We start from the raw sequence: 14,348 nt of genomic DNA on the forward strand, positions 1-14,348 counted from the left end.
AATGGACCATGAGAAGGTCAATATCCTCCTCGTCGACGACCAGCCGGCCAAGCTGCTCGCCTACGAAGTGATCCTGAAGGACCTCGGCGAGAACCTCGTGATCGCCTCGTCCGGCCGCGAGGCACTGGAAGTTCTGCTCAAAACCGAGATCGCGGTGATCCTGGTCGACGTCTGCATGCCCGAGCTCGACGGCTTCGAGCTCGCAGCGATGATCCGCGAGCATCCGCGCTTCCAGAAGACCGCGATGATCTTCATCTCGGCGATTCAAGTCAGCGACATCGACCGGTTGCGCGGCTACGAGATGGGCGCGGTGGATTACGTGCCCGTACCGGTCGTCCCGGAGGTGCTGCGCGCCAAGGTCAAGGTGTTTGCCGAACTGTATCGCAAGACGCGGGAACTCGAGCGACTGAACCAGGATCTGGAGGATCGCGTCCGCGCCCGCACTGCTGAGCTCGAGAACTCGACCGCGAAGCTGCGCGAGAGCGAGGAGCGGCGCAGCATGGCGATTGCCGCCGGCAAGATGGGATCCTGGGACTGGGACTGGGTCAACGGCGACTGGATGTGGGACGAAGGGCAGTACCGCATTTTCGGTGTGAGCCCGGAGAGTTTCGAGGTCAATCCTGCCAACGTGCAAGCGCTGCTGCACCCCGACGACGTCGATCAACTGCGCAAGGCGATCGCCGAATTCAACAAAGGCACGCGCGCCTACGAGACGGAATTCCGCATCATTCGACCCGACGGCGAGGTGCGCTGGTGCGTCGGCACTGCGGCCGCAACCGCGGATGCCAATGGTCGTGTGGTGCGGGTGAGCGGCGTCACCGTCGACATCACCGAACGCAAGCGCGCGGAGGAGCGGCAGAACCTGCTGGCGCGCGAAGTCGATCACCGCGCCAAGAACGCGCTGGCGCTGGCGCAGTCGATCGTGCGTCTCACCCGCGCCGACGAAGTGAAGGCCTATGTCGATGCAGTCGAAGGGCGCATCAATGCGTTGGCTCGGGTCCACACGATCCTGTCGCTGTCGAGCTGGCAGGGCGCCGAGCTCTCCAAGCTGATCGACGAAGAGCTTGCGCCCTATTCGCCCAGCGGACAGGTCAAGCTGGCGGGTCCCGCAGTACAACTGCTGCCGGCGACCGCCCAGACTTTGGCGCTGGCGCTGCATGAGCTCTTCACGAATTCGGCGAAGTACGGCGCGCTTTCGACACGGTCGGGACGGCTCGCGATCGGCTGGCAGGTCGAGAACGATCTTCTGACGCTGACCTGGGAGGAGACCGGCGGCCCGTTGGTCAGGACGCCGAAATCGCGTGGCTTCGGGACCAGAAGCCTGCTGGCCAGCGTCGAATCCCAGCTCGGTGGACAGGCCCAATTTGACTGGCGGTCGGAGGGCCTGTTGTGCCTGCTCGAGGTCCCGTTGACGCGCAAGACCGCGGCGACGCAGGACAAGTTCGAGACCAGCACCTCTCCCGAGCTCCAGCGCGCATTGGGTTAGCGCGAAGAAGCGACCTTCAGTCGCGGCATCAGCCGCGGTTCATCGGCGACACGCCCTTCGAGCCAGGCTTCCGTTTGCGCGAGATCGCGCAACGCGATCGCATAGCGGCAGGCGGCGCTGCGCTCTGCGCCGCGGGGAAGCTTGCGCGCCTTGCGCAACATCTCGGCCGCTGCATGACGATAGGCCAGCGAGCGATAGAGAAAGACCACTTTACCCATAGCGAACGTTCCGTGTTGACGGCACCCATCCTCGCAAATCGGTCATGAACGTCGGATGAAGCGACGGATCACAATTCCTTCATGCCCGGAGGAACTGGCGATTACCGCGCGCGTTTGCATGCCAGATCAATCGGCAGTTCCATGCGCACGAAGAAATCGCCAAATAGGTCGCCAAGTCTGATCTCCCCGACCGGCATCATCCAGCTGATGACGCACGCAATGATGGGCGCGGCGCTCGGCTTGGTCTTCACGTTCGTGCTGATATTGGCCAATCCTGCGGTCGCGGAATTGCTGAACCACGGCGGCAACGCGGCGGCCTTCGTTTTCGTCGTCACGATGGTGACGACATTTGCCATCGGTGCCACGCTGACGGGCATCGTCTTCATTCTCAACGGGGACAAGGAATCTTGACACGCGCGAATGCGTGCAGCGCTTTGTTGGGAACTCCTGAGGCAGATGGCGGTTGGCTGCCTGCGTCATTTCAACTCAGGGAGTTCCCGCACATGAAGACGACCAAGCTCGCTCTCGCCGTGATGTTGGCAACCGGCCTTGCTGCCGCGCCGTTCGCCGCGCAGGCCAAGTCGCACAAGAAGCATCATCACTCGATGTCGCAGACGACGACGGGCGCCAACATGAAGTCCAAGGGCAGCGATACCTCGGGTCAAGGCAGCTCCGATCAGAGCGGCACCATGTCGACCAACAAGAACGCACCGAGCAACACGAAGTAAAGTCGAGGGAAGCTAGCTCAGGCCCCGCGAAAGCGGGGCCTACTCTTTCGGGCTCGAATCCTCTCGGGGCCACATGGTCGGAGCGCGGGTCACGGCCTCCCGACCAGCCCGCTTCAATTCCTCGACCGAGCAGCGCCCCGACCGAATGAGGTCACTCAGTCTCGCGGCGACGCGCTCGCGGGTCGCCGTCTCCGACGAAATCTGGCCGGCGCAAACTTCATCGAGAACCGCTCGCAGCAGGGCGGTCATTTCGGCATCCGGCATGGACGAACTCCGGCATGTCGCGTTGCGCTACCGCTCTAGCTGCGCCGAATGTCAGTGATGTTAAGACGGCTGCCTGCGGAGCCCGTCTTCACCAGGACGTCGAGCTGAGCCCGCTTGCGCGCAATCAGGAGCTGGGCTGCGGCGTCGTCGAGTCCCTCGCGCTGCAATTGCCGGATGGCGGAACCCAATTCGAGGATTTCGGCGCGCAGCTTCAGAATCCGGTAGGGGTCCTGGTCTTCGTCCACCACCGCCCTCCATCCGTGGTCTGTCGGACGCCTCAGCGGCGCGCGAGCCTGCCCTCGCTCCTCAACGAACGAAGACGCACTCTGTCGCGGATGTCAGGCAACACCTCGCCTCCACCCGCAGCCTTCCATTCGCTGATCAACAGGTTGATTTTCCGGCGCAGATCCATCTGCGCCCGGGCCCGTTCGGTGCAGTCGCGATCGCGATCGACAAGATCGCGGACGCGCGCCTCCACGTCGGCCATTTCCAGCCTCAAAGCGCTGATCTTACGTCGAATTTCATTAATTCTGTTGTCCATGGCTTGTTAGAACAAAATAAGAACATATAGTCAAGCCATGAATTCAGGATGGAGTGTGAACATGCAGGTTCAGGGTAAATACGACGCCAAGGCTTTTCTCACGGAGCAGATGACCCGCGCTCAAGGGCTGCGGCTGAAGCGGTTGAGCGAAGAGGCCTACCAGCCAGCGCAATACGATCGAGGTCTCTCCTTTGCCGAAGCCGCGCGCCGCATCCAGGTCCTGGAAGCGGAGATCGAGCTCGCAAACTCCTTTTGAGGAGCCGGCGACCGGCTCGCTTGGAACGTTGCGTCAGCAATACGGTTCTTTTCCAGGGCGAAGGGAGAGACTTGATGGCACGCAAGGCAAAGAAGCGCCGCTACTCGCGCAGCTCCGGCAGTGATGTCGAGAGCGAGATGCGTCGCTACAAGAAGGGAACCGCCAAGAGCGGACGCGGCGGTCGAGGTGGGCGCGTAAAGAGTCGCAAGCAGGCGATTGCGATCGGCCTTTCGAAGGCGCGCAAGAAGGGCAAGAAGGTGCCGAAGAAGGCGTCGAAGCGAAAGACGAGCAAGAAGAAATCAAGCAAGAAGAAGAGCTCGAAGCGCAAGTCCAGCAAGCGGTAACGCTCACCGCCTTCAGGTCATGCTGCCTGGCATGAAGCAGCGGATCGAAACGCCAAACACGGTCTTGACGGGCCAGACCATGGTGCGGCCGGCCCGGTTTGGCTCGGTGATCACGGCCTCATCGGGGACCTCGACCCACTCCCCGTCGAGACGGACCCGGTAGTGCCCGTTGTGCGAATCCCAATCCGGATCGGCCACAGCAATGCCGTCGGCGTCCGAGCAACAGGGACCCAGATGGCTGCGCAGACTGTCGAACCAAGGTTTCAGCGGCGAGTCGGTAAAGCGACCGTCATCGCGTCCGATGGCACTTCCGGTCCATAGCACGAGAGGCGCTGCGAACAGCGCAAGCTTCAGCGAGAGCTTCAATCGATCCATGTCGGCACCGATCAAATCTGAACCACCGGCCGGTTCCACAAAGCGGCCGGACGTCCGAAGTTCCACTCTGCAATTTACCCCGGCGGCTTCATTGCCGCCAAAGTACAATGTGCGATTCCGAAGTCTGACGAGCGAACGCGGCTTTTTCGGACGAACCCGTCATCATTGCTGCCGTTAACGAGAATGTTATCGCGAGCCCGCCGGCATCTCGCAGGTGCTCATGAAAAAGGCGGCCCGCAGGGCCGCCTTTTGAATTGCCGTCGGGCGAAAGATCAGGCCAGCGGCACCGCGACGAAGCGGGTCGCCTCCGCGCTCTTCACCTGCAACAGCACGCTGTGCTTGCCGGACGATTTGGCCTGTGCAAGCTCGGAACGGACGTCCCCGACACTGGCGACGGTCTTACCGCCGACATTGAGGATGACGTCGCCAGTCTGGATGCCGCGTTGCGCGGCCGGTCCCTGCGGATCGACCTCGGTGACGACGACGCCTTTCTGGCCGGCGCCCTGAACCTCACCGGCCGGCGCCAGGCTGAGGCCGAGGCGCGGTGTGCCGGGAGTCTGCTGGGTCTTGCCGTCATCGGCTTTGGCCTGCCGCTCGTTCGGCAGCTCGCCGAGCGCCAGCGTCACCGTCTTGGTGTCGCCCTTGTGGATGACATCGAGCTTCACGGACGTCCCCGGCGCCAGCCCGGCGATGGTGCGGGCGAGATCGCGGGAGTCCTTGATCGCGGTACCGTTGACGGCGGTGATGACGTCGCCCGCCTCGATGCCGGCCTTCGCCGCGGGACTGCCGTCCTGCGGGGTGTCGACGATCGCGCCGCGCGCGGTCTTCAAGCCCAGGCTGTCGGCGATCTCTGCGGTCACCGGCTGCACCTGCACGCCGAGCCAGCCGCGGGTCACGGACCCCTTGTCCTTCAGCTGGGCAACGACGAGCTTTGCGGTCGAGGCCGGAATGTCGAAGCCGATGCCGACTGAGCCGCCCGACGGCGAGTAGATTGCGGTGTTCACGCCGATGACGTTGCCGTTCATGTCGAAGGCGGGACCACCGGAATTGCCCTTGTTGATCGGCGCATCGATCTGGATGAAGTCGTCATAGGGCCCGTTGCCGATGTCGCGGCCGCTAGCCGAGACGATGCCTGCCGTTACGGTGCCGCCGAGGCCGAAGGGATTGCCGACCGCAACCACCCAGTCGCCGATCCGAGGCTTCTGGTCGGAGAATTTCACGAAGGGAAAGTCCTTCTTGCCTTCGACCTTGATCAGCGCGAGATCGGTCTTCGGATCGGTGCCGACGACTTTCGCGGTGTAGATCGTGCCGTCGTCCGTCGTCACCTGCACGGACTCGGCGTGGTCGACGACGTGGTTGTTGGTCACGGCATAACCGTCAGCCGAAATGAAGAAGCCGGAGCCCTCGCCCGTGATCACCTGGTGACGCTGGCGCGGCATGCCGTCAGGGAAGCGGAAACCGAACTGCCGCGAGAACTGGTCGAACGGGGAATCCTCGTCCTGGTTCATGCGATTTTGCTGCAGCAACGCGCTCTTGTCATTGTCCTCGTCGATCTTCACACGTACCGAGATGACGGCGGGTTTGACCTTGCTGACGAGGTCGCCGAAACCAGCAGGCGTCGCCGCGCTTTCGGTGGCCTGCGCAGGCGAGATCAGGGAGCTCATGCCGAACGGCTTTGACGCAGGAGAAGCCGCCAGCACCGCCACGCCAAGCGCGGCCACGGTGCCGAGCAGCGCCAGCCGGCGCGGCTTCAATATCCTGCGGGACGTCGTGATGTCGGAGTGGATGGGATCTTTCATGTCGAAATCTCCATGTTGGATAAGTCGCCTTGCACCCAACATGGTCATTGCCACCTTACGACGTCCCGTCCGCCCGATTAATTCTTGGCAAAGAAGGTGCGCCCGGAGGCCGCAGGCAAAATCCTCGCCACACATTTGATGCAGCTCAACGCGAGCCCCGCCCGTCGTGAAAGGCTGCGCCGATCCAATGATGTCCATCGGAGGTGCCGCTATGTACAAAGACATTCTCGTCCACATCCCGACCGAGCGGCCGATGCGCGCGGTGGTCGATGGCTCGATCTCGCTCGCAGCCACCCTCAATGCCCATGTCGATGCGGTCGCGATCGGCTATCTCGCCAGCAGCACCGCTTATGTCATGGAAGGCGGCGCTGCCGTGGCGGCCGTGTTCGAGATGGAACGCGAGCGTGCGGTCGAGCGGGCCGAAGCGGCGCTCGCAGTGTTCAAGAGCGAAGCGGCGCACGCCGATATTTCCTGTACCTGCCGCGCGCTCGGCGCGATTCCGGTCGATGCGGCCGCCTCCCTCGGTGACATGGCACGGCTCCACGACCTCAGCGTCGTGCTTCAGCCGAATCCCGAGCAGGCCTCGTTCGACAACGACGTGCCCCGCGAAATCCTGTTTCAGGCGGGCGGACCGGTCCTGTTCCTGCCCTATACGTTCCGGGGCGCCTTCAAGGCGAACCGGATCGGCATCTGCTGGGACGGCAGCCGCGTCGCGGCGCGTGCGTTGCGCGATGCAGCGACATTCTTGGCGAGGGCCGAGGACATCGTGATCATTTCGATCAACGAGGCCGATACTGTCCCCGGCGATGTCTCGGCGACTCATCTTGCCAAGCATCTCGGACGGCGCGGCCTGTCGACCCGCACAGTCAGCCTGTCGGCGACGCGCGCCGATATTCAGCCGACCATCCTGTCACTGGCGGCCGACGAGAATCTGGATGTGCTGGTGATGGGCGGCTACGGCCACTCCCGACTGCAGGAGCGCTTTCTCGGCGGCGTCACCCGGGCGATGCTGGAAGCCATGACGATCCCCACGCTGATGTCGCACTAGCGAAGGCGGAAGGGGCCAATATCACGCCGCGGCGGGGGTCTCCCAATTCGCGGCGGCGGTGGCATCCTCTTCGCGTTGTGCATTGCACGCATCGAAATGGGCTTTCAACGCCAGCTCGGCGAGATATTCGAAATGCTCGGCTTGGCCGAGTAGCTGCCAGTTCTGGAGCGGCCGATAGGCCGCCTGCTGACGACAGAGAGATGCCAGCGCGCGGTAGCGACGTACGTTCTCCATGAGACCTCCCTCGCATTCACCGGGCTTATTGCCCTGATTTGCGTCAGGCCGATGGCGGTTGTGCAAAACATTTTCGCGCCAACGCCTCGGCTTAACTCAGGTTAACTTTGAAAAATAGGCAGATGCGGAATAGTTCCTGTTGGCGAACGGGCCATAGAACAATGGGTTTTTAGGCGTAGCGTCGGCGTTCCACGTTGATGCCGATCAAACCGGAATAGTGTTCGATAGGTTCGGGCCGCCCAATAAGATAGCCCTGCATCTCATCGCAAGCCTCGGCTTCCAGGAAGGCGCGCTGCGCCTCCGTTTCCACCCCTTCCGCAACCACCGGAATGTGCAGGGCATGTGCAAGGCCCAGGACCGCGCGGACGATCTCGGTCGATTGTGGTGTTGCCCCGAGGTTCAAGATGAAGCTGCGGTCAATCTTGATCTTATCAAACGGGAACGACTGGAGATAGGACAGCGATGAGTACCCGGTGCCAAAATCGTCCATCGCAATGCGGATGCCGAGCGCCTTCAGGCGACGTAGCAAATTGAGCGCGCGGGAGAAATCGCCGATCAACACGCCCTCGGTGATTTCGACTTCGAGCCGTGTCGGCGCGAGCCCCGTCTCCAGCAGAATCTGGTGGATGGAGCGTTCGAGGTCACCGGCCTGAAACTGGACCGGCGACAGGTTGACCGCAACCTGTAGCGGGTGCGGCCAGGACGCCGCCTCGCGGCATGCCTCGCGTAGCACCCATTCACCGATTTCGACGATCAGTCCGTTCTCCTCGGCAAGCGGAATGAACTGGTCGGGCGGCACAAAGCCCCGCACCGGATGGTTCCAGCGCATCAGGGCCTCGAAGCCGATGATTTCTCCGTCCATTCGCGCCTGCGGCTGGAAGTAGACCTGAAACTGGTTCTGCTCGAGCGCTTCGCGCAGATCGTGCTGCAACAGCCTGCGGTCGCGCAGTTCCCGGTCCATCGTGGTTTCGAAGAAGCAGACCTTGCCCCGGCCCTCGCGCTTGGCGCGATAGAGCGCCGAATCGGCGTTCGCAACCAGCGTTGCCGCGTCGACGCCGTCGTCCGGATAGACAGCGATGCCGATACTAAGCCCGACATGGGAAAGATAATCGTCGACCTCGAGCTCTCTGCCGATTACCTCGACCAGACGCTCGGCGAGCGAAAGCACGTCGTCACGCCTGACATCATCGGCCATCAGGATCATGAACTCGTCGCCACCAATGCGGGCGACGAAGGCGCCATCCGCCTCTGCGACAAGACGCTCGGCGGCTGCCCGCAGCATCATATCGCCGACGGGGTGACCGAACACGTCATTGACATCCTTGAAGCGGTCGAGATCCAGGCTGAGGACCGCAAAGCTTGTCGAGACTTCCTGTGCCCGCTCCAGCCGCTCGTCGAGCGCCGCATTGAATGCGCTGCGGTTCGGCAGGTCGGTCAGCAAATCGTGATGGGCGAGATGACTGATGCGTTGCTGCGTGTTGACGCGTTCGGTGACGTCCTCGATCACACCGACCAGATATTGCGGCTCACCGGCGCCGTCCGTGATGAGCATCTTGCGTGAATTGACAACGCGGTCGTGGCCCTTGACGCTGGCCTCGAGCAGGTGCTCCTCCAGGACCATCGGCATGCCGCTGGCGACCACCCGGCGGTCCTGCTCATTGACCATGGAGGCGACGTGGGCCGGGAAAATCTCCTCGGGAGTCCTGCCCAGCATCTGCTCGCGCGGCACGCCATAGTAGTCCTCGCCGGCTCGATTGAGCAGGATATAGCGCGAATCCTTCGCGCACTTCGCAAACACGGCGATCGGTATGTTCTCGACGATGGTATCGAGGAACTCCCGGGTCCGCAGCAGATCCTGCTCGACCTCATCGTGCGTGTGTCCGCGCACGTCCGTCCGCCTTTGGCGGTCGCGGTCGCTGGCCTCGTAGGCCGCACTGACGAGCTCGCCGAGCTTGACGAGATCGACCTGCCCTGCGGCATCGGTAGCGCAGCGGAGCTGCTCGGCGAACAAGCGATGCATCATGCCGTCGCTCGGCGCCGTATGCATGCCTCATGCCCGCAAATATCTTCGATCCGCATCCCCGTGCTCTCGCAGCGTTCCTAAACCGCAGATTGAGGCGCTTAGCATTGAGCGGGCGTTAATCGAATCCCCGTCTCGGATGCGTTGGTTACTCCGGCCTGAAAAAGCCGACCGGTTTGCGCGGCATTCTCCGTGGAATTCCGGATGAGAGTGGCGCGCCTTGGTACAAGTCGAACCACACCAGCATCGCCACCCCATCTCATCCGTAATCTACCGGGTGAGCGCGCGTCCTCCGGCACGCATCGGCTGCGCGGAACTATCTTGCAATTTCGAAACCCGGCCGGCCTCCGCAGCAACGCGAATGGCCGCGATGTTGCCGGCATAGTCGGCACTGCTCTTGCCGCGAAATACGGCGGACCCCGCCACCAGCGCATCGGCCCCCGCGGCGGCAACCGCAGCAGCGTTGTCACGGTTGACGCCCCCGTCAACCTCTAGCCGGATCGGCCGTTCGCCGATGATGGTTCGGATGCGCGCGATCTTCTCGAACTGCGATTCGAGAAAGGACTGGCCGCCGAATCCGGGATTGACCGTCATCACCAGGACGAGGTCGAGACGGTCGAGCACATATTCGATCGCGCTCTCGGGCGTTGCCGGACACAGGCTGACGCCGGCCTTCTTGCCCAGCGCGCGGATCGCCTGGAGCGAACGATCGAGATGCGGGCCGGCTTCGGCATGCACTGTGACGACATCGGCTCCGGCCTTGGCGAACGCTTCGAGGTAAGGATCGACAGGCGCGATCATCAGATGCACGTCGAAGACCTTCCTCGTCAGCGGCCGAATCGACTTGATGACATCCGCACCGAAGCTGATGTTCGGCGCGAAATGTCCGTCCATCACATCGCAATGAATCCAGTCGGCGCCGGCCGCGTCGATTGCCGTGATCTCCTCGCCGAGACGTGCGAAATCCGCAGCGAGGATCGAAGGAGCGATGATGATCTCTTTGGTCATGGCTTGACACTCCGCGCGTCAGCACCGCCGGTGAAGACGCGGCTCGCCAGGACGTCGGCAGGATCGATCGTTTCGAGGTCAGCGACATCGAGCATGCGGTCCAGATCAGACACCAGGCGATCGGCCTGCCGCAGGCGGATGCGGTCGACAGCGTTGCGGATCGAGCGTGCGTTGGAGAAGAACGGCTGGGTCCGGCGCAGCGCGATGTATCGCTCGAAAGCCTCGCGCGCCGCGGTCGAGAAGCGATAGCCGCGTTCCTTCAGCATCAGCTCGGCGATGACGAGCAGCTCGGCTTCCGCGTAATCCGGGAATTCGATGTGATGGGCGATGCGCGAGCGGAAGCCGGGGTTGGAGGCGAAGAAGCTCGTCATCCGCTCGCCATAACCGGCGAGGATCACGACGAGGTCCTCGCGCTGGTTCTCCATCACCTGGAGCAGGATCTCGATCGCCTCCTGGCCGTAGTCGCGCTCGTTGTCGGGACGGTGCAGGTAATAGGCCTCGTCGATGAACAACACGCCGCCCATCGCCTTCTTCAGGATCTCCTTCGTCTTCGGCGCGGTATGGCCGATATATTGCCCGACGAGATCGTCACGCGTCACCGAGATCACCTGCCCGCGCCGCACGAAGCCGAGCCCGTGCAGGATCTTGGCCATGCGCAGCGCCACCGTGGTCTTGCCGGTGCCAGGGTTTCCGGTGAACGACATGTGCAGCGTCGGCGGCGCGGATGCCAGGCCGGCACGCTGCCGGATGCGTTCGATCAGGAGCAGCGAGGCGATCTGGCGCACGCGGCTCTTCACCGGCTTGAGCCCGGTCAATTCCTGCTCGAGCTGTTGCAGCGTCTCGGTAATCCCGGCCGCCTCGGCCTCCTTGCGGAGATCGAAGCTGGTCTCGTTGCTTTCAGCGGTGGTCGCGTGGGGAACGTCGAGCATGGTTACCCTCGAAGAAAAGAGCTTCGCCGCGGGGGGAGCGGCGAAGCAGTGGTCCGCCAAGGAAACGGAGCATGGAGCGCTCCGCGCGGAGAGGAATGGCTATTGCGAGGCGTGGGCGACCTTGCGCACGGTGCTGTACCGGATCGCGCGGCCACCAACCTCCTGCCGTACCAGCTCGAACTCGGCCTCCTGTTTCGGCCGGTTGACCAGGAAGGAGATCCGCACCGATTCCCAACCATGGCTGGCGTCGAAGCCGCTGATGCGGATGTAGCGGTCGCCATACACCCTGCGGCACTCGGCGAGTTCCATCATCACGCCGGCGGCGTCCTGAAGATCGAACATCGGCAGTCCCCACATCTCCCAATACGTGCTGCGGGGATGCGGATCGTCGGTGAACTCGATGTTCACCGCCCAGCCATTGGCGAGGCAGTATTGCACCTGCTTGGTGATCTGGTCGTCGGTGAGGTCAGGCAGGAACGAAAAGCAACCCTGGGTCAGTTTCATAGTCCGTCTCCTCACACGGTTTCGAGCGCAGTCGGCACGAAGTCCGGCGTGTCGGTGGATTGATAGTTGAAGGTCACGTCCTTCCAGACTTCGAGCGCCGCCTTCAACGGCGTGCAGGTCTCGGCCGCCCTGGCCAGGATCTCCGGACCCTCGTGGACGTAGTCGCGGCCCTCGTTGCGGGCGAGGATCATCGCTTCCAGCGCTACGCGGTTGGCGATCGCGCCCGCCGCGATCCCCATCGGATGTCCGATCGTGCCGCCGCCGAATTGCAGCACGACGTCTTCGCCGAGAAGATCGATCAGCTGATGCATCTGACCGGCATGGATGCCGCCGGACGCCACCGGCATCATCTTGTTGAGGCTCGCCCAGTGCTGGTCGAAGAACAGGCCGTGCTCGAGCTTGGTCGGATTGAAATCCTCGCGGCAGACATCGTAGTAACCGCGTGTGGTGTTGGGATCGCCTTCGAGCTTGCCGACCACCGTGCCGGCGTGAATGTGGTCGACACCCGCGAGCCGCATCCATTTGGCGATGACGCGGAACGACACGCCATGGCTCTTCTGCCGCGTATAGGTCGAGTGGCCGGCGCGGTGCAGATGCAGGATCATGTCGTTGCGCCGCGCCCATTTGGCCATGGACTGGATCGCGGTGTAACCGATCACGAGGTCGATCATGACGATGCAGGAGCCGAGCTCTTTGGCAAACTCGGCGCGCTCGTACATGTCCTCCATCGTGCCCGCGGTCACGTTCAGATAGGTGCCCTTCACCTCGCCGGAGGCCGCCTGCGCCCGGTTCACCGCCTCCATGCAATAGAGGAAACGGTCGCGCCAGTGCATGAAGGGCTGCGAGTTGATGTTCTCGTCGTCCTTGGTGAAATCGAGCCCGCCCTTCAGCGCCTCGTAGACCACGCGGCCGTAATTGCGACCCGAAAGCCCGAGCTTGGGCTTCACGGTGGCGCCGAGCAGCGGCCGGCCGAACTTGTCGAGCCGCTCGCGCTCGACAACGATCCCGGTTGCCGGTCCCTGGAACGTCTTCACATAGGCGACCGGGAAGCGCATGTCCTCCAGCCGCAGCGCCTTGAGCGGCTTGAAGCCGAACACGTTGCCGATGATGGACGCCGAGAGGTTCGCGACCGAGCCCGGCTCGAACAGGTCGAGGTCATAAGCGATGTAGGCGAAATACGAGCCCGGCGTGCCCGGGACCGGATCGACGCGATAGCATTTCGCGCGATATTTCTCGGCCGCGGTCAGGCGATCCGTCCACACCACTGTCCACGTGGCGGTCGAGGATTCGCCGGCAACGGCCGCCGACGCCTCGATCGGATCGACGCCATCTTGCGGCGTGACGCGGAACAGTGCGATGACGTCGGTGTCCTTCGGCGTGTACTCGGGCTCCCAATAGCCCATGCGCTTGTATTCCATCACACCCGAGCGATAGCGCTCCTTGCCGCGGACCGTTCCAGCATGTGCGTTCATGGCTCTCTCTCCTGCTTTTCTCTCTCTGAATGACTAGGCTGCAACCGGCGCGCGAGCTCCGGTGCGCGGGTCGAGCTCGCCGGTGCGGTAGCGCCGCGCCATCTCGCTCAAGGGAACGACCTTGATCCTGCTGGCGTGCCCCGCAGTGCCGAACTGCTCGAAACGGTCGCGACAGAGCTGGCGCATCGCATCCATCGCAGGCTTGAGGAATTTGCGCGGATCGAACTCCTTACGGCTTTGCGCGGCCACCTTCCGGAACACCGCGGTCATCGCCAGGCGGCAGTCGGTGTCGATATTGACTTTGCGGACGCCGCTCTTGATGCCGCGGACGATTTCTTCCACCGGTACGCCCCAGGTCTGTGGCATCTCGCCGCCAAACTGATTGAACATGTCCTGGAGTGGCTGCGGCACCGAGGAGGAGCCGTGCATCACCAGATGCGTATTCGGCAGCCGACGATGAATCTCCTCGACCACTCGCATCGCCAGGATGTCGCCATCGGGCTTGCGGCTGAACTTGTAGGCGCCATGCGAGGTCCCCATCGCGATCGCGAGCGCGTCGACCTTGGTGGCCAGGACGAAGTCGACGGCCTGATCGGGATCGGTCAGGAGCTGGTCGTGACTGACCGTGCCTTCGACGCCGTGCCCGTCCTCCTGCTCGCCGCCGCCATGCTCGAGTGAGCCGAGCACACCGAGCTCGCCTTCGACGGAGGCCCCGACCCAATGGGCGAGATCGACCACGCGGCGCGTGATAGCGACGTTGTAATCGTAATCAGCGGCGGTCTTGGCATCGGCCTCGAGCGAGCCGTCCATCATGACAGAGGTGAAGCCATGGGCGATCGCGGAGGCACAGGTCGCCTCGTCATTGCCGTGGTCCTGATGCATGCAGAGCGGAATGTCCGGATAGGTCCGCTCCAGCGCATCGATCATGTGCGAGAGCATGAGGTCGCCGGCATAGCTGCGCGCGCCACGCGAGGCCTGGATGATGACGGGCGCATCGACCTCGGCCGCCGCCTGCATGATCGCGATGCCTTGCTCCATGTTGTTGATGTTGAACGCCGGCACCGCGTAGCCATGACTGGCGGCGTGGTCGAGCAGCTGGCGAAGGGTGATACGGGCCACGAC

Annotated in this window: 19 protein-coding genes; 6 read left to right on the forward strand and 13 right to left on the reverse strand. The window is 63.1% G+C overall.

All coding sequences use genetic code 11. The annotated features are described in order from the left end of the window. Position 1: 1 nt before the first annotated feature. Positions 2–1,486, forward strand: coding sequence for an HWE histidine kinase domain-containing protein (locus tag BM374_RS25325; protein ID WP_092298333.1), 1,485 nt, complete (start codon positions 2–4; stop codon positions 1,484–1,486). On the opposite strand, the gene BM374_RS25330 is transcribed toward BM374_RS25325, so the two are convergent. Beyond that, the gene (locus BM374_RS25330) at positions 1,483–1,704 is read right to left on the reverse strand and encodes a hypothetical protein (RefSeq protein WP_092298336.1); all 222 of its coding nucleotides are present in this window, start codon (positions 1,702–1,704) and stop codon (positions 1,483–1,485) included. The two genes, BM374_RS25325 and BM374_RS25330, sit on opposite strands and share 4 nt — an antisense overlap. Positions 1,705–1,923: 219 nt before the next feature. On the opposite strand from BM374_RS25330, the gene BM374_RS39195 reads away from it, so the two are divergent. Beyond that, positions 1,924–2,115: a hypothetical protein gene (locus BM374_RS39195; RefSeq protein ID WP_244552690.1), complete on the forward strand. Its 192-nt coding sequence runs from the start codon at positions 1,924–1,926 to the stop codon at positions 2,113–2,115. A 92-nt stretch (positions 2,116–2,207) separates the two neighbouring features. Beyond that, positions 2,208–2,432 carry a hypothetical protein gene (locus BM374_RS25340; protein WP_092298342.1) on the forward strand — a complete coding sequence of 75 codons (225 nt, stop codon included), beginning with the start codon at positions 2,208–2,210 and terminating at the stop codon, positions 2,430–2,432. A gap of 39 nt (positions 2,433–2,471) precedes the next feature. Here the strand turns inward: BM374_RS25340 and BM374_RS25345 are convergent, their stop codons facing one another. Genes BM374_RS25345 through BM374_RS25355 form a run of 3 tightly spaced genes read right to left on the reverse strand, consistent with a single transcriptional unit; the run spans position 2,472 to position 3,183 of the window. After that, entirely contained in the window at positions 2,472–2,696 is a 225-nt protein-coding gene (locus BM374_RS25345; RefSeq protein WP_092298345.1) for a hypothetical protein, read from the reverse strand. Positions 2,697–2,731: 35 nt separating this feature from the next. Next, positions 2,732–2,941, reverse strand: coding sequence for a hypothetical protein (locus BM374_RS25350; RefSeq protein ID WP_092298962.1), 210 nt, complete (start codon positions 2,939–2,941; stop codon positions 2,732–2,734). A 32-nt stretch (positions 2,942–2,973) separates the two neighbouring features. Next, positions 2,974–3,183, reverse strand: a complete 210-nt coding sequence (locus BM374_RS25355) for a hypothetical protein (protein ID WP_092298346.1) — start codon at positions 3,181–3,183, stop codon at positions 2,974–2,976. Between the two features lie 115 nt (positions 3,184–3,298). Between BM374_RS25355 and BM374_RS25360 the strand changes: the two genes are divergently transcribed. Next, on the forward strand, positions 3,299–3,493 hold the full coding sequence (locus BM374_RS25360) for a DUF3072 domain-containing protein (RefSeq protein ID WP_092298349.1): 195 nt from the start codon (positions 3,299–3,301) through the stop codon (positions 3,491–3,493). Positions 3,494–3,567: 74 nt separating this feature from the next. Beyond that, positions 3,568–3,837 (forward strand): DUF6496 domain-containing protein, encoded by a 270-nt coding sequence (locus BM374_RS25365; protein ID WP_092298352.1) that lies wholly within the window; start codon positions 3,568–3,570, stop codon positions 3,835–3,837. A gap of 12 nt (positions 3,838–3,849) precedes the next feature. Here the strand turns inward: BM374_RS25365 and BM374_RS25370 are convergent, their stop codons facing one another. Both BM374_RS25370 and BM374_RS25375 read right to left on the reverse strand, forming a co-directional pair. Continuing rightward, positions 3,850–4,212, reverse strand: coding sequence for a hypothetical protein (locus BM374_RS25370; protein ID WP_092298965.1), 363 nt, complete (start codon positions 4,210–4,212; stop codon positions 3,850–3,852). Positions 4,213–4,484: 272 nt separating this feature from the next. Then, positions 4,485–6,011, reverse strand: a complete 1,527-nt coding sequence (locus tag BM374_RS25375) for a Do family serine endopeptidase (protein ID WP_177248525.1) — start codon at positions 6,009–6,011, stop codon at positions 4,485–4,487. Positions 6,012–6,222: 211 nt separating this feature from the next. Here BM374_RS25375 and BM374_RS25380 point away from each other — a divergent pair, with 211 nt between their 5' ends. Continuing rightward, entirely contained in the window at positions 6,223–7,059 is an 837-nt protein-coding gene (locus BM374_RS25380; protein WP_092298355.1) for a universal stress protein, read from the forward strand. A 21-nt stretch (positions 7,060–7,080) separates the two neighbouring features. On the opposite strand, the gene BM374_RS25385 is transcribed toward BM374_RS25380, so the two are convergent. From BM374_RS25385 to fba, 7 genes are all read right to left on the reverse strand, one after another. Next, positions 7,081–7,293, reverse strand: a complete 213-nt coding sequence (locus tag BM374_RS25385) for a hypothetical protein (RefSeq protein WP_092298358.1) — start codon at positions 7,291–7,293, stop codon at positions 7,081–7,083. Between the two features lie 169 nt (positions 7,294–7,462). Beyond that, positions 7,463–9,316, reverse strand: a complete 1,854-nt coding sequence (locus tag BM374_RS25390; RefSeq protein ID WP_092298971.1) for a putative bifunctional diguanylate cyclase/phosphodiesterase — start codon at positions 9,314–9,316, stop codon at positions 7,463–7,465. A 267-nt stretch (positions 9,317–9,583) separates the two neighbouring features. Continuing rightward, positions 9,584–10,321, reverse strand: coding sequence for a ribulose-phosphate 3-epimerase (rpe, locus tag BM374_RS25395; protein ID WP_092298361.1), 738 nt, complete (start codon positions 10,319–10,321; stop codon positions 9,584–9,586). After that, entirely contained in the window at positions 10,318–11,250 is a 933-nt protein-coding gene (gene cbbX / locus BM374_RS25400; protein ID WP_092298363.1) for a CbbX protein, read from the reverse strand. Before cbbX ends, rpe begins: the two co-directional genes overlap by 4 nt. 99 nt (positions 11,251–11,349) lie before the next feature. After that, a complete protein-coding gene (locus tag BM374_RS25405) occupies positions 11,350–11,754 on the reverse strand; it encodes a ribulose bisphosphate carboxylase small subunit (protein WP_092298366.1) in 405 nt (134 codons plus the stop codon). 11 nt (positions 11,755–11,765) lie between these two features. Continuing rightward, complete coding sequence (locus BM374_RS25410) at positions 11,766–13,226, reverse strand: form I ribulose bisphosphate carboxylase large subunit (RefSeq protein WP_092298369.1); 1,461 nt, start codon at positions 13,224–13,226, stop codon at positions 11,766–11,768. Between the two features lie 33 nt (positions 13,227–13,259). Beyond that, a complete protein-coding gene (gene fba, locus BM374_RS25415) occupies positions 13,260–14,345 on the reverse strand; it encodes a class II fructose-bisphosphate aldolase (RefSeq protein WP_092298372.1) in 1,086 nt (361 codons plus the stop codon). Between the last annotated feature and the right edge of the window lie 3 nt (positions 14,346–14,348).

Source organism: Bradyrhizobium sp. Ghvi (genome assembly GCF_900115265.1).
GTDB lineage: Bacteria > Pseudomonadota > Alphaproteobacteria > Rhizobiales > Xanthobacteraceae > Bradyrhizobium.

Excerpts from the sequence above, each read along its gene's own strand:
- rpe (WP_092298361.1), bottom strand. The coding sequence starts at position 10,321 with ATGACCAAAGAGATCATCATCGCTCCTTCGATCCTCGCTGCGGATTTC.
- BM374_RS25390 (WP_092298971.1), bottom strand. The coding sequence starts at position 9,316 with ATGATGCATCGCTTGTTCGCCGAGCAGCTCCGCTGCGCTACCGATGCC.
- BM374_RS25410 (WP_092298369.1), bottom strand. The coding sequence starts at position 13,226 with ATGAACGCACATGCTGGAACGGTCCGCGGCAAGGAGCGCTATCGCTCG.
- BM374_RS25365 (WP_092298352.1), top strand. The coding sequence starts at position 3,568 with ATGGCACGCAAGGCAAAGAAGCGCCGCTACTCGCGCAGCTCCGGCAGT.
- BM374_RS25405 (WP_092298366.1), bottom strand. The coding sequence starts at position 11,754 with ATGAAACTGACCCAGGGTTGCTTTTCGTTCCTGCCTGACCTCACCGAC.
- BM374_RS25345 (WP_092298345.1), bottom strand. The coding sequence starts at position 2,696 with ATGCCGGATGCCGAAATGACCGCCCTGCTGCGAGCGGTTCTCGATGAA.
- BM374_RS25385 (WP_092298358.1), bottom strand. The coding sequence starts at position 7,293 with ATGGAGAACGTACGTCGCTACCGCGCGCTGGCATCTCTCTGTCGTCAG.
- BM374_RS25340 (WP_092298342.1), top strand. The coding sequence starts at position 2,208 with ATGAAGACGACCAAGCTCGCTCTCGCCGTGATGTTGGCAACCGGCCTT.
- BM374_RS25325 (WP_092298333.1), top strand. The coding sequence starts at position 2 with ATGGACCATGAGAAGGTCAATATCCTCCTCGTCGACGACCAGCCGGCC.
- BM374_RS25370 (WP_092298965.1), bottom strand. The coding sequence starts at position 4,212 with ATGGATCGATTGAAGCTCTCGCTGAAGCTTGCGCTGTTCGCAGCGCCT.
- BM374_RS39195 (WP_244552690.1), top strand. The coding sequence starts at position 1,924 with ATGATGGGCGCGGCGCTCGGCTTGGTCTTCACGTTCGTGCTGATATTG.
- BM374_RS25330 (WP_092298336.1), bottom strand. The coding sequence starts at position 1,704 with ATGGGTAAAGTGGTCTTTCTCTATCGCTCGCTGGCCTATCGTCATGCA.
- BM374_RS25355 (WP_092298346.1), bottom strand. The coding sequence starts at position 3,183 with ATGGCCGACGTGGAGGCGCGCGTCCGCGATCTTGTCGATCGCGATCGC.
- BM374_RS25360 (WP_092298349.1), top strand. The coding sequence starts at position 3,299 with ATGCAGGTTCAGGGTAAATACGACGCCAAGGCTTTTCTCACGGAGCAG.
- BM374_RS25375 (WP_177248525.1), bottom strand. The coding sequence starts at position 6,011 with ATGAAAGATCCCATCCACTCCGACATCACGACGTCCCGCAGGATATTG.
- cbbX (WP_092298363.1), bottom strand. The coding sequence starts at position 11,250 with ATGCTCGACGTTCCCCACGCGACCACCGCTGAAAGCAACGAGACCAGC.
- BM374_RS25380 (WP_092298355.1), top strand. The coding sequence starts at position 6,223 with ATGTACAAAGACATTCTCGTCCACATCCCGACCGAGCGGCCGATGCGC.